Here is a 13,786-nt window from a genome sequence, read left to right as displayed (position 1 = left end):
TTCCTGAATACGTATTTACAAACTTACTAAAAATTTCTCGATTTACGATGAATTAGAGTAAACAAAAAATGTACCCCGGACACACTATCGGGGTACATTTACTTATAAAAGAATAAATATTATCCTTTTTTTTAATAGAATGAGACTTCGTTAAGAGCAGTGCAAGCCGTACAAAGGCAGTTGCCAGCCAAGAGCTGAAAGATTAATAATCATTATGACTGCACCCAATATCCATAGAATCAATAGCGACCATTTCAAGCCTGTTCCCATCGGTGACCAATGGAATAATTGCCGCAAGATAGTATACAAGAAAGCTCCTAACGGAATACCGATGAGAGCAACTCCGGCAATCGTACCTAGCAGTGTCATCATTGGAGATACGGAAGCAACCGGCATCCAGTCGATGGCAGGCAGCATCTCGTAAAGCAGTGCTCCTCCGCTAACTACCACGGCAATTGCTGCAAACACCAATACTACCAGTACAACGGCCAGTACGAACAAGACAGGGCAGCAAAGAATAACAAGAGCTACCAGAAATATTTTAAAGAGAACAGCAGCAATGGAAACAAATACATCGCCTATCTTTTGAAGAAAGGTACGAGGTTTGCCGGAATTCATATAGTTGTTGACTCCGTCCGCTACGCGTTCGAAACCGTCTGTCACTGTTTTGCCAATATTCTCAATGGTCACTGCTTCTCCACGCATACTCAATTTTTCCGCGGCAGTACGGGCTTCCGGAATAACGATCCATCCGATAATATAAAGTATAATCATCGGGCAATAAGGTACAAATAGCAGGATAATCATCAATATACGCACTAATGTGATATCCCAACCGAAGTAAGCTGCCAATCCTGCCGCTACGCCTCCCAACAATTTATTATCCGGATCACGAAACCAGCGGCGTTGAGCAGCGGTTTGCGTACTGCCTTGATTAGCGGACGATGTTTGTTCCGTTCTTTTCTGTGAGTCCATATCCTCATCAGCAATTCCAAAGTCTTCCGGTTTGCCGACACGGGCGATAATTTCTTCTACATCCGAAACTGTGATGACCTGTTTCCCTTCAGTTACTTTCTCGGCAAACAGTTCGGCAATACGCATTTCAATATCGTTTACGATCTCTTCCGCACCCTCCTGTTTACGAAAGTAATGTTTGAGGTTAGACAGATAATTGTCTAACAATCGGTAGGCATCATCATCTATATGATAGACAATTCCTCCTAAATTTATGGTCAATGTCTTTTTCATTTTTATTTCTTCTTTTTCGGATTATCTATTGGCAATATGATTCACTGTTTCATTGAGTTCTTTCCAGGAAATTTCAAGTTCTCCCAAAAAGACTTCTCCCTGTTCGGTCAATTTATAGTATTTGCGGGGAGGTCCTTGGGTAGATTCTACCCATTCATAACTTAACAGGTCGTCATTTTTCAGACGGGTAAGCAATGGATACAAAGTGCCTTCCACCACGATCAGTTGGGCTTCTTTCAATTTTTGAATGATATCAGAAGCATAAGAGGGTTCCTTGTGTAGCAAAAGCATGATGCAATATTCAAGCATACCTTTCCTCATCTGTGATTTTACATTGTCTACTTTCATTATTCACTTCTTTTAGATACACAAATATATGCATTACTTTAGTACCTTGCATTACAAAGTACTATAAATTAATAATAATTAAAACATTAGAGACTCTCCACCTTATTATAAAAAGAAATAATGGCTATATTTGTGCCCATTAAATAATAGATATGTTTACAATTCGAAAAGCAACAGTAGCCGATTGCGAGCTTATTCATAAGATGGCAAAGGAGGTATTCCCCGCCACCTACAAGGAAATTTTATCTCCCGAACAACTGGATTATATGATGGACTGGATGTATGCTCCTTCCAATGTGCGTAAACAAATGGAGGAAGAAGGACATGTGTACTCCATTGCTTATAAGGAGAATGAACCATGCGGATACGTTTCCATTCAACAACAGGAGAAAGATGTATTCCATCTTCAGAAGATATATGTCCTCCCACGTTTTCAGGGCACGCATTGCGGCAGTTTTTTATTCAAGGAGGCAATCAAGTGTATCAAAGAAATACACCCGGAGCCTTGTTTGATGGAGCTCAATGTAAATCGTAATAATAAGGCTTTGCAGTTTTACGAGCACATGGGAATGAGAAAGTTGCGAGAAGGTGATTTCCCGATTGGTAACGGGTATTATATGAATGATTATATTATGGGACTGGATATTTGATATACAAAAATGCCCCGGAACATTTATGATACTTGTTCCGGGGCATTTTGTTTATTTAGTTAATGGCAAGATTTTATTTCGCTACACGCTCCAGCCATTTTACCATTGAAAGCATTACAATCATGGAAGCACCTGTTGCTCCTACAAATACCAACCAACAAGCCCAAATAGGAACAGTTGTATAAAGAATACCACCGATAAACAACAGCGAGTTACCCACAGCTGTCGCAGCCAACCAGCAACCTTGCATCAATCCTTGCAAATGAGGAGGGGCTACTTTAGATACAAATGATAATCCCAGAGGAGAGATGAACAGTTCGGCAACCGTAAGAATGAAATACAGGCCGATCATAATCCATGGAGTAACACGGATAGCATTGATTTCAGCAGCACTCATAGTACCCAACACCTCTTTCGAAGGCAATGTAAAGGAGAATACCATCAAGAATACATACGCTAATGCGGCAATACCCATACCGATGGCAATCTTCATCGGGGTAGAAGGTTCCTTACCATTCTTTTTCATTGAGCCGAACATCCACATAATAAATGGGGTCAGGAATACAACGAAGAATGGATTAACGCTCTGGAATATTTCAGCTCCCTTGATCTGCGTAAAACCTAAGTCGATATTAATCACACTTAAATCCACATAGTCACGGGCAAAATAGGTCAAAGAATAACCATTCTGATGGAAAGATAACCAGAAGAAAATAACAACACCGAATACAGCAAACAGGGCATAGATACGCTGTCTTATTTCAGTAGCACTCATCCGAATTTCTTCTTTATTCACCATTGTCGCTCCTTTATCTGTTTTTGCTTTCGTTGCCGGATCCGGGAAGCGCTTCTTATTTGCCATATAAATAATCAACGAAATAATCATAGCACCGATAGCAGCCATAAAGGCATATTGGAAACCGCGATTAAATACATCAAGGTAATTATTTACAAATACGCCCATATCTGTTACATGAGTTTTATCCAAGACAACACTGTTAGCTAACGTAGTCAGATTTTCCATAGCCTGTGGAGCCATATCTTTTCCTTTTTCCAAATATTGATGACATAACTCCGGCAAAGTGGCATCATAATCAAAGTTATTCACTTTCAACCACCAGTTACGCACACCGATAGCAATAAACGGTGCAAAAACAGCACCGATATTAATAAACATATAAAATATCTGGAAACCGGCATCACGAAGATTGGAATATTTAGGATCATCATACATCTGACCTACCAGAGCTTGCAGGTTTCCTTTAAACAAGCCGTTACCAAAAGCAATCACTAAAAGTCCGAAACAAGTCAGCCCCAAATAAAGAGCCATATTAGGAACCGGAGTAGGAGTAGGAATGGCAATAATCAAATAACCGACAGCCATCAGTATTAATCCCACCAAAATAGTGCCTTTGAAATTTTTCGTCTTATCAGCAATAACACCTCCCGCTAAAGCTAAAATATAAATGGATGCGTAAAATGCGGAATAGATGTATCCGGTAGTCGTCTCGGACAATCCGAATTTCGCTGAAATAAATAACGTCAAAATCGCCATCATAATATAGAAGCCAAAACGCTCTCCCATATTAGCTAAAGCCGCAGCAATCAGACCTTTAGGGTGTTTACTGAACATAGATATAAGTTTTTAGAATTAATAATTGATTGAATTAAATAAATATTTCTTGCAAATATATACTTTTTCCTGAGTTTTTGCACAAATAATTTGTAAAACTAGTCTTCAAACAAACGACAAGTTTCCGCTCCGGATTCACGAATCAAATCGTCCGGAGCTATTTTTATTTGAAGCCCTCTTGTGCCGGCACTTACATAAATATACGGGAATTTCCGGCAAGTCTCATGAATATAGGTCGGAAAATGCTTCTTCATACCAATAGGGGAACAACCGCCACGAATATATCCGGTAAGCGGCAATAGCTCTTTCATAGGTATCAGGTCGCATTTCTTATTGCCGGAAGCCTTAGCCGCCAATTTCAAATCGACTTCGTGCTCTCCCGGAATAACACATACAAAATATCCGTTCTTATCACCGTGCAAAACAAGCGTCTTGAATACTTGTTCAATATTCTCACCCAAACTGGCTGCCACATGCACGGCACTTAAATCATTCTCGTCTACTTCGTATGGGATTAACTCATATATTATCTTTGCTTTATCCAACAAGCGGGCAGCATTTGTTTTATTGATTCTCATCTTCTATAAATTGGCATTTATTATTCAGATCATCAAGGTCACCATTCTTTGCAAAATCAAAGTCCTAATTCTTCGCGAAGAAACCTAGGTGTATATCCTTTAGAACTCTTCGCAACTTCTTCGGGTGTCCCGCAACTAAGGAGTTCTCCCCCGCCTTTACCACCTTCCGGACCCATATCGATGATATAATCCGCCATTTTTATAACGTCCAGATTATGCTCGATAACGATAACTGTATTACCTTTATCGACTAGTTTGTTCAATACTCCCATCAGCACCCGTATATCCTCAAAATGAAGTCCGGTAGTCGGCTCATCCAAAATATAAAGTGTTTTGCCCGTATCTCTCTTCGACAGTTCCGTAGCCAGTTTCACACGCTGGCTCTCGCCACCGGAAAGAGTGGTAGAAGATTGACCTAACTTAATATAGCCCAATCCGACATCTTGCAGAACTTTAATTTTATTGAGAATCTGCGGAACATTTTCAAAGAATTCCACAGCACGATTGATTGTCATATCCAGCACATCGGCAATGGATTTCCCCTTAAAACGGACTTCCAACGTTTCGCGGTTGTAACGTTTGCCATGACATACTTCACAGGGCACATATACATCCGGAAGGAAGTTCATTTCAATCGTCTTATAACCGTTTCCCGAACACGCTTCGCAACGCCCGCCCGCTACATTGAAGGAGAAACGTCCCGGCTTGTAACCACGAATCTTAGCTTCCGGCAATCCAACGAACAAATTACGAATGTCCGAAAATACACCTGTGTAAGTAGCCGGGTTGGAACGAGGAGTACGTCCCAACGGGGACTGGTCAACATCCACCACCTTATCTATATATTCCAGCCCTTCAATAGAATCGTACTCCAAAGGATCTTGCAAAGAACGGTAGAATTTCTGTGAAAGAATCGGTTGCAAGGTTTCATTAATCAAGGTGGATTTTCCACTTCCCGATACTCCTGTTACGCAAATCAATTTGCCTAACGGGAACTCCACATCTACATTTTTCAGGTTATTTCCTTTCGCTCCTTTCAACAAGATAGACTTTCCGTTTCCTTTTCTGCGTTTGGCTGGAACTTCTATCTTCATCTGTCCGTTCAAGTATTGCGAAGTCATTGTACTGGTTTTCAGCATCTCTTGTGGAGTGCCTGCAAAAACCACTTCCCCACCAAGACGACCGGCCTTCGGCCCCATATCAATGACATAATCGGCAGCAAGCATCATATCCTTATCATGCTCTACCACGATCACGGAATTACCGATGTCCCGAAGTTCTTTCAAAGAATTGATAAGGCGCAAATTATCACGCTGATGCAGACCGATACTCGGCTCGTCGAGAATATACAACACATTCACCAACTGCGAACCGATCTGAGTGGCCAAACGGATGCGCTGGCTTTCTCCTCCGGACAGACTAACGGAACTACGGTTTAAGGCAAGATAGTCCAACCCTACATCTAACAGGAACTTCAAACGTGTACGGATTTCTTTCAAAATCTCCACTGATATCTTTTTCTGCTTGTCGGAAAGAAATTCATCCACCTTCATCAACCAGTCGTACAACTCGTTGATATCCATATTCGCCAGCTCATTGATATTCTTATCATGGATACGGAAATGCAATGCCTCCTTATTCAAACGGGCTCCCTTACATTCGGGGCAAACAGTGGTTTTAGCAAATTGCTCCGCCCATTTCTGCGCTGTTGCGGAAGCGTCTTTCTCCTGCAACATCTGGATGTACTTCACAACACCTTCATAGGTAACAAAATAGTCAGAGGAAGTACCAATCAACGAGCTTTTGATCTTAATCCGTTCATCAGAACCATAGAGAACTTCTTCGATGGCATCATCCGGCAATTCCTTGACCGGAGTTTTTAATGACGCATCGTACTTTTCCAGCAAAGCACTGATTTGCCAGAAAATCATGGCATTTTTATATTTTCCCAGAGGTGCGATTGCCCCCTCATAAATGGATAGTTCACGGTCGGGAATCACCTTATCCACATCAATCTGATTGACAACGCCCAGCCCTTTACATTTCGGGCATGCTCCCTGCGGGGAGTTGAATGAAAAGTTATGCGGAGCAGGTTCGCGATAAGAAAGTCCTGTCACAGGACACATAAGACGTTTACTATAATGACGGATACTTTCCGACTGGGCATCTAAAATCATCATCAAGCCGTCTCCCTGACGCATAGCAGTCGCCACACTTTGTTTCAGCCGCCGGTCGTCTTTTTCGGTCACCACCAGTTTATCAATCACCACTTCCACATCGTGATTCTTATAACGGTCGAGCTTCATTCCATGCGTTACTTCACGCACTTCACCATCTACCCGGACATATAAATATCCTTTTTTTCGCACCTGCTCGAACAGTTCCCTATAATGTCCTTTACGTGCACGAACCAACGGGGCGAGCAAATAGATCTTCTTTCCTTTATAATCTTTCAGGATCAATTCCAGAATCTGTTCTTCGGTGTATTTCACCATTTCCTCACCGGACAAATACGAATAAGCTACTCCGGCACGGGCATATAGCAGACGGAGGTAGTCATAGATCTCAGTCGTCGTACCCACCGTAGAACGGGGATTCTTGTTCGTCGTTTTCTGTTCAATGGAAATCACCGGGCTCAGACCTGTGATTTTGTCGACATCCGGACGCTCCAAATTACCCAGAAAATTGCGGGCATACGCTGAAAAGGTCTCAATATAGCGGCGCTGCCCTTCTGCAAAAATCGTATCGAAAGCTAAAGAAGATTTCCCACTGCCGCTCAATCCGGTGATGACAGTCAGACTGTTACGGGGAATCTCAGCGTCAATATCCTTCAAATTGTGCACGCGCGCACCGTACACATTAATATATTCTGTTTCCTGCATATTCATATCCTTCATAAATGCTGCAAAATTAATGTTTCCGCCCGAAATATGCTCCTAAAAAAGCACAATATTATTTTCTTAACTCAAATCTTATGAAGATATAGGGCATTATTCGTACCTTTGTTCCTTGATTTCAAAAACCAATAGTTATAATTTGATGAAACCGATAAACCGAATATTCTTATTTCTGCTTTTTATAAGCGTTTCATACGCCGTCAGTTATGCACAGGAGAATCAATCCTATTTCTTGCATACCATCGAAAAAGGACAAAGTTTATATTCTATATCCAAGATGTACAATGTCACAACATCGGATATTATCCATTTGAATCCCGGTTGTGACGAGAAAATTTATGCCGGACAAACCATTAAAATTCCCAAAGGAAAAGAAAGCCAGAAAGGAGAAACATTCCATACAATTCAAGCCGGAGAGACACTGTATAAACTGACAACAATGTACAATATATCTGCTAAGGATATATGTGAAGCGAATCCGGGATTGAGCGCTGAGAATTTCCGTATCGGACAGGTAATTCTTATCCCGCAAAAGGAGAAGGAACAGGTCGTTACCGCCCAAAAACCGACTGAGCAAAGTAATATTCAAGGTCCTGTGGTTCCCAGATGCAAAGAAATGCATAAAGTAAAACGCAAAGAAACAATCTTTAGCGTAAGCCGCGAATACGGAATCAGTGAAGAGGAACTGATTGCCGCTAATCCCGAACTTAAAAAAGGGATGAAAAAAGGACAACTTCTTTGTATCCCCTACCCGGTGGCAACAACCACGCAACCCACCCAGAAAGAAGATCCATATGCTATCCCTCCAAGTAACAGCGAACTTTTCCGCGAAAGTAAGGAGACTCCCAAGAAGATGTCGACCATTAAAGCCGCATTGATACTGCCTTTCCAGGAAGACAAACGTATGGTGGAATACTACGAAGGTTTTCTTATGGCAGTGGATAGTCTGAAACGTACAGGTACTTCTTTGGATTTATATGTATATGACAGTGGAAAAGAGGTTTCTACCTTGAATGCGATTCTTTCAAAGAATGAGATGAAGAAGATGGATGTTATTTTTGGCCCGATGCATCAGAAGCAAATCAAGCCACTGTCTGATTTCGCAAAAAAGAATGATATACGTCTAGTGATTCCTTTCTCTCAAAAGGGTGAAGAGGTATTCAATAATCCGGCTGTTTATCAGATCAATACGCCACAATCTTATTTATATTCAGAAGTTTACGAGCATTTCACACGTCAATTTCCCAATGCGCATGTTATCTTTATCGAGCCTATCAGTGCCGACAAAGAAAAGGCTGAATTTATCAGTGGCTTGAAACAAGAGCTAAAGAATAAGGGCATCTCCATGCAAACGGTCAACGAGAATGCAACAAAAGAAACGTTGAAAGCAGCGCTCCGCAATGATAAGGAGAACATCTTTATTCCTACCTCAGGAAAAAATGTATTGCTTATTAAAGTACTCCCGCAATTGACGCTGTTAGTCAGAGATAATGCAGGACAGAACATCCATTTGTTCGGCTATCCGGAATGGCAGACTTACACGAGAGATCATTTGGAAAGCTTCTTTGAGCTGGACGTGTATTTCTATTCTTCGTTTTATACGAACACACTATTCCCAGCTGCCGTGCAGTTTACCAACGCTTACCATAAATGGTACAGTAAAGACCTAAGCAGCAAGTATCCCAATTATGCAATGCTCGGTTTTGACACCGGATTCTTTTTCTTGAAAGGATTGTCACGTTATGGCTCGGAACTTGAAAATAATCTGTCTAAAATGAATCTGACTCCTATTCAAACCGGCTTCAAATTCCAACGTGTGAACAATTGGGGAGGATTTATTAATAAGAAAGTGTTCTTCATTCGTTTCACTAAAAACTTTGAATTAGTAAAACTTGACTTCGAATAATACGGAAAATGATAAAGATAAAACCATTTTTGATCGCAGGCCTTCTGCTAACAGGATTCACTCTCTCCGCCACTGCTCAGATCGGAGAGGCACGAAGCAATTTTTCTGTAGGTATCAACGGAGGTGTCAACTTAAATAGTGTATCCTTCACTCCTACCATCAAACAGAACAGCCTGATGGGAATAACCGGAGGATTGACAGCCCGTTATATTTCTGAAAAGTATTTTGCCATGATTTGTGGGGCACAGGTCGAACTGAACTTCTCACAACGAGGTTGGGATCAATTATTTGAGATTCCAGGAGAAAATGGAGATATGGTAGAAGACCCCACTCAAATTTACACTCGTAAAATGAGCTACATTGATATTCCTTTCCTTGCACATCTAGCATTTGGTAATGAGAGAGGCTTACAATTTTTCATCCATGCCGGACCGCAAATAGGATTTCTCATTGGAGAATCAGAGAAGATTGAAGGAGTCGATATGAATAAACTCAATGATACCCAAAAAGCGGTATATGGTACTAAGATTCAGAATAAATTTGATTATGGCATTACCGGAGGCGGTGGTGTAGAGCTTAGAACGAAAAAAGCCGGTAGTTTTATAGTGGAAGGACGTTATTATTTTGCCTTATCCGATTTCTACAAGACAACCAAAAAGGATTATTTTGCCCGTGCAGCGCATGGAACAATTTCAATAAAACTCACTTATTTATTCGATTTGAAGAAATAACCCCCCTCCTACGCAAAAAGAATTTCCACATCTGCAAAGCATCGTTTTAAAGATGCTAAAGCGCAGCTTTAGATAGCAAAAAGCATAGCTTTAACTCCTATAAAGCTATGCTTTTTATCTATCATATTATTAACGAATTACTCAGAGAGTATAGGGAAAATTTTATCTTAATCTATCCGCAGCCTTTACCATCACTTCATCACGTCCGATAGCACGAACAGCCAATATATTCAAAATAATGGAAACAAGCGGCAAACACAAAGCCCACCCCACCCGAAACATATTCGCATCATTTTTCAATGCAAAATAGAAAGCAAGAAAAGCAATGTAATAGCCTACCAGCAATAAGCTGTTGAAAATCGTCATACGTATCTGCAACATACGATTCTTATATAAGAAAATTGTAGCTACGGCAACAATAGTACTAAGCAATAAGATGCAGAATAAGCCCCATGTAGACTCGTAAGCACCGTTTAGTTCTATTCCTAGAGCTTTAAAAGAGTGCTCTCCCATCGTATCAGTAAAATACCCCATCGGCAAGCACATTGCTGTAATCAGCAAACCTGTAACAATCAGTAAATAAACTGTTTGAATTCTTTGAATCATAAATAGTATAAATAGTAGTTGAGTTAAACAATAATAGCCAAGCAATAAGGAGCAGGGATTGTCATCCCACTTACTACTTGACTATCAATTCTTTCGTCAGAAAATAAATTACTGAAGTTTTTCCTTCTCTTTAGCCGGATTTCTATAATATATTTTCCCTTCGATGTATTCTTGCGTAGCAATCAGGTCCGGTTTCGGCAACTTCTCATAATAACGAGAAATCTCGATTTGCTCTCTATTTTCAAACACTTCTTCCATGTTGTCAGTATAAGAAGCAAACTCTGCCAATTTCTTAGAAAGATCGTTCTTGATTTCCACACTAATCTGATTAGCACGCTTACCAATAATGGCAACTGTTTCATAAACATTCCCTGTATCGGAGCAGAGTTCCATCATGTCACGGGTTACCGTTGTAGTAGGAGCATTCGTCTTTTTGTAGTCCATAAATCTATTTAAATTTAGTCTTTAATTACTTTCTGTGATTCATTGAAAATTTTCTCAGCCTCTTTCAGATATTTGCTTTCCGGAAACTCATTCTTAAAAGCATAATATTCATCGATTGTCTCACGATACCGATCCATTTTCTTATCTTCCACGCTATAAATAGCCATCTCATACCTTGCACGCAGAATCAAGATGGAAAGTTCTTCGCGATAATCAGTATAAGGATAATCCTTCAGTGCATTTTGAGCCGTGATTACACAAGACTCATAGTTGTTACCCAAATAATTACCCAAGTTATAATATAATTTGGCTGAATAAAGCTCTTTCAACACCAACTTATCCTGCAAAGCAAAAATCATATCCTGTGCCTCTTGCTTTTTACTACTGTTCGGGAAATATTCCATGAACATCTGCAATTGTTGGATAGCCTGATAAGTACTTGACTGATCCAAACGTGGCTCCGGAGTATCCAAAAATAATGCTTTACCTGCATGGAAACGTGCCAATTCAGTAAAAGTTCCACGGGGATATGTATTAAAATAGGTGATAAAAGTCTGAGCCGCAGTCTGATAATCTTTTTGATTATAATAACTCATGCCCAACATATACAAAGATTCTTCCGCTTTATCCGTTCCTTTAAGAATAGTAATCAATTCGTTCAACAAAGTAGCCGAACGGTTATACTGTCCTTTTGCAAAATAGTTTTTAGCGGCTTCGTACTTGTATTCGTAATCGGTGCTTTTCAGCAATTTATTATACTCCCCACATGAAGTGAGAGTAGCTGCCGCAAGCAAAGTTATAATGATATTTTTCTTCATCCTATTTTAAAATATTGCGCAAAGTTACTTATTCGCAGGGAATTTAGCAATTAATCTATGTTTTTTAATACATAAAAGGCGTTAAACATCGACAAATGGGGAGAAAAAGACAATTAAAGTTTATACAAATCGCTAGCCGCCAGCAGATCAACTTTCTTTTCTTTCAACACCTCAATACATTTATCCAGATTGCTAGGACGAATCACTACATTGGCCACATTATTATTGGCAAACGAGTACATATATTCGATAAACACCCCTTCAGCGGACAAATATCCCAATACAGTTGCCAAAGCTCCCGGCACATTAGGACAACTGATTCCGACCACATCGGTCACATTTACTGCAAAATGATTATCCTTCAAAGCTTTATATGCTCTATCCGGATCGGACACAATTCCGCGCAAAATACCGAAATCAGCATTTTCAGCGATGCACAAAGCAGAAAGATTGATATCTTCTTTCGCCAGCACTTCAGTCACTTCCGTCAAACGACCTGACTTGTTTTCCAAAAAGATAGAAAGTTGTTTTGCTACCATAATCGTAGAGTATTAATTTTAAGTTTTAAAGTTTTCTGTTATCAATCACCCGTTTCGCTTTACCCACACTGCGTTCAATGCTACGCGGTTCTACCAGCTTCACATTGACTCCCAATCCGAGTACACTCTGCAGACGCGCACCCAATTTCTTCTTCAGAGCCAACATCTTATTGATTTCATCAGAATAGAATTCCGACCGTACTTCTACTTGAAGTTCCATCGTATCGGTATTATTCTCGCGTCCCACTATCAGCAGATAATGCGGTTCAAATTCCGCCATTTCAAGAATAACGGATTCTATTTGTGTCGGGAATACATTGACACCACGAATAATCAACATATCATCACTGCGTCCCAAGATACGATCCATGCGTACCAATGTACGTCCACAGGAACATTTGTCATAATGTAGAGCGGTAAGGTCGCGCGTACGATAACGGAGCAGCGGCATACCTTCCTTTGTAAGGTGAGTAAACACCAGTTCGCCTGTTTGACCGGGTTCTACCGACTGTAATGTATTCGGATCAATAATTTCGGGGAAGTAATGGTCTTCATTCAAGTGGGTTCCATGCTGGCATTCACACTCGTAACCCACACCCGGTCCGGCAATTTCACTCAATCCATAAATATCGTATGCCTTAATGCCCAACTTTTCTTCAATCTCATGGCGCATATTTTCCGTCCAAGGTTCTGCACCGAAAGCACCGACTTTCAGCTTAAACTCCTCACGTGGATACCCCGAATCCTTAATCGCATCAGCCAGATACAGTGCATAAGAAGGCGTGCAACAAAGTACTGTCGAACCGAAGTCATGCATCAACGTTATCTGCTTTTCAGTGTTACCGCTAGACATTGGAATCACAGAAGCTCCGATATTTTCGGCTCCGGCATGTGCCCCCAGTCCGCCTGTGAAAAGTCCATATCCGTATGATACTTGAAAAATGTCCGATCGGCCTGCCCCGTATGCGGTAAAGGCACGAGAAATACATTCCGCCCATGAAGACAAATCCTTACGAGTATAGCCGACAACCGTCGGTTTCCCCGTCGTACCGGATGAAGCATGGATACGTACAATCTGACTCATCGGTACAGCACAAAGCCCGAACGGATAATTATCTCTTAAATCATGTTTCGTGGTAAACGGCAGTTTCACAATATCATCAATGCTATTGATATCATCGGGAGTGACTCCCATTTCCTGCATCTTCTTCCGATAGAAGGGTGTGTTGTGATAAACGTAATCTACAATTTTCTTGAGTCGTATGCTTTGAATCTTACGAAGACTCTCACGATCCATACACTCAATGCTCTCATTCCAAATCATGCTTTTCATTATTAAAATTAAAAAATAGAGAATCGAGAATGAAAGGGAATTATCTGCTTCTGCA

Annotated in this window: 13 protein-coding genes; 3 read left to right on the top strand and 10 right to left on the bottom strand. The window is 40.7% G+C overall.

Going from position 1 to position 13,786, the window contains the following annotated elements; translation table 11 throughout:
- Positions 1–150 precede the first annotated feature (150 nt).
- Together H8S63_RS08235 and H8S63_RS08230 are read right to left on the bottom strand one after the other, a co-directional pair.
- Positions 151–1,248: a PspC domain-containing protein gene (locus H8S63_RS08235; RefSeq protein ID WP_186926395.1), complete on the bottom strand. Its 1,098-nt coding sequence runs from the start codon at positions 1,246–1,248 to the stop codon at positions 151–153.
- Positions 1,249–1,269: 21 nt separating this feature from the next.
- Positions 1,270–1,596, bottom strand: coding sequence for a PadR family transcriptional regulator (locus tag H8S63_RS08230; RefSeq protein WP_007752390.1), 327 nt, complete (start codon positions 1,594–1,596; stop codon positions 1,270–1,272).
- 152 nt (positions 1,597–1,748) lie between these two features.
- Here H8S63_RS08230 and H8S63_RS08225 point away from each other — a divergent pair, with 152 nt between their 5' ends.
- Positions 1,749–2,246 carry a GNAT family N-acetyltransferase gene (locus H8S63_RS08225; protein WP_004299981.1) on the top strand — a complete coding sequence of 166 codons (498 nt, stop codon included), beginning with the start codon at positions 1,749–1,751 and terminating at the stop codon, positions 2,244–2,246.
- A gap of 73 nt (positions 2,247–2,319) precedes the next feature.
- On the opposite strand, the gene H8S63_RS08220 is transcribed toward H8S63_RS08225, so the two are convergent.
- From H8S63_RS08220 to uvrA, 3 genes are all read right to left on the bottom strand, one after another.
- The gene (locus tag H8S63_RS08220; RefSeq protein ID WP_055278814.1) at positions 2,320–3,879 is read right to left on the bottom strand and encodes a peptide MFS transporter; all 1,560 of its coding nucleotides are present in this window, start codon (positions 3,877–3,879) and stop codon (positions 2,320–2,322) included.
- 98 nt (positions 3,880–3,977) lie between these two features.
- On the bottom strand, positions 3,978–4,457 hold the full coding sequence (ybaK, locus tag H8S63_RS08215) for a Cys-tRNA(Pro) deacylase (RefSeq protein ID WP_186926393.1): 480 nt from the start codon (positions 4,455–4,457) through the stop codon (positions 3,978–3,980).
- A 56-nt stretch (positions 4,458–4,513) separates the two neighbouring features.
- Positions 4,514–7,339, bottom strand: coding sequence for an excinuclease ABC subunit UvrA (uvrA, locus tag H8S63_RS08210; protein ID WP_032839532.1), 2,826 nt, complete (start codon positions 7,337–7,339; stop codon positions 4,514–4,516).
- A gap of 157 nt (positions 7,340–7,496) precedes the next feature.
- Between uvrA and H8S63_RS08205 the strand changes: the two genes are divergently transcribed.
- Entirely contained in the window at positions 7,497–9,260 is a 1,764-nt protein-coding gene (locus H8S63_RS08205; RefSeq protein WP_007752380.1) for a LysM peptidoglycan-binding domain-containing protein, read from the top strand.
- Positions 9,261–9,268: 8 nt separating this feature from the next.
- Complete coding sequence (locus tag H8S63_RS08200; protein WP_186926391.1) at positions 9,269–9,991, top strand: porin family protein; 723 nt, start codon at positions 9,269–9,271, stop codon at positions 9,989–9,991.
- A gap of 162 nt (positions 9,992–10,153) precedes the next feature.
- Here the strand turns inward: H8S63_RS08200 and H8S63_RS08195 are convergent, their stop codons facing one another.
- The 5 genes from H8S63_RS08195 to H8S63_RS08175 all read right to left on the bottom strand — a co-directional run bounded on the left by H8S63_RS08195 (position 10,154) and on the right by H8S63_RS08175 (position 13,722).
- Positions 10,154–10,597: a DUF4293 domain-containing protein gene (locus tag H8S63_RS08195; RefSeq protein ID WP_007752375.1), complete on the bottom strand. Its 444-nt coding sequence runs from the start codon at positions 10,595–10,597 to the stop codon at positions 10,154–10,156.
- A 108-nt stretch (positions 10,598–10,705) separates the two neighbouring features.
- Positions 10,706–11,041, bottom strand: a complete 336-nt coding sequence (locus tag H8S63_RS08190; protein WP_007752374.1) for a DNA-directed RNA polymerase subunit omega — start codon at positions 11,039–11,041, stop codon at positions 10,706–10,708.
- Between the two features lie 14 nt (positions 11,042–11,055).
- The gene (locus H8S63_RS08185) at positions 11,056–11,859 is read right to left on the bottom strand and encodes an outer membrane protein assembly factor BamD (protein ID WP_007752362.1); all 804 of its coding nucleotides are present in this window, start codon (positions 11,857–11,859) and stop codon (positions 11,056–11,058) included.
- 113 nt (positions 11,860–11,972) lie between these two features.
- On the bottom strand, positions 11,973–12,398 hold the full coding sequence (locus tag H8S63_RS08180) for an amino acid-binding protein (protein WP_007761230.1): 426 nt from the start codon (positions 12,396–12,398) through the stop codon (positions 11,973–11,975).
- 25 nt (positions 12,399–12,423) lie between these two features.
- Positions 12,424–13,722: a phenylacetate--CoA ligase family protein gene (locus tag H8S63_RS08175; RefSeq protein WP_186926389.1), complete on the bottom strand. Its 1,299-nt coding sequence runs from the start codon at positions 13,720–13,722 to the stop codon at positions 12,424–12,426.
- Positions 13,723–13,786: the final 64 nt, after the last annotated feature.

The organism is Bacteroides sp. NSJ-39 (genome assembly GCF_014287315.1).
Classification (GTDB): Bacteria; Bacteroidota; Bacteroidia; order Bacteroidales; family Bacteroidaceae; genus Bacteroides; species Bacteroides finegoldii.
This window is presented reverse-complemented; position numbering and strand designations above follow the sequence as displayed.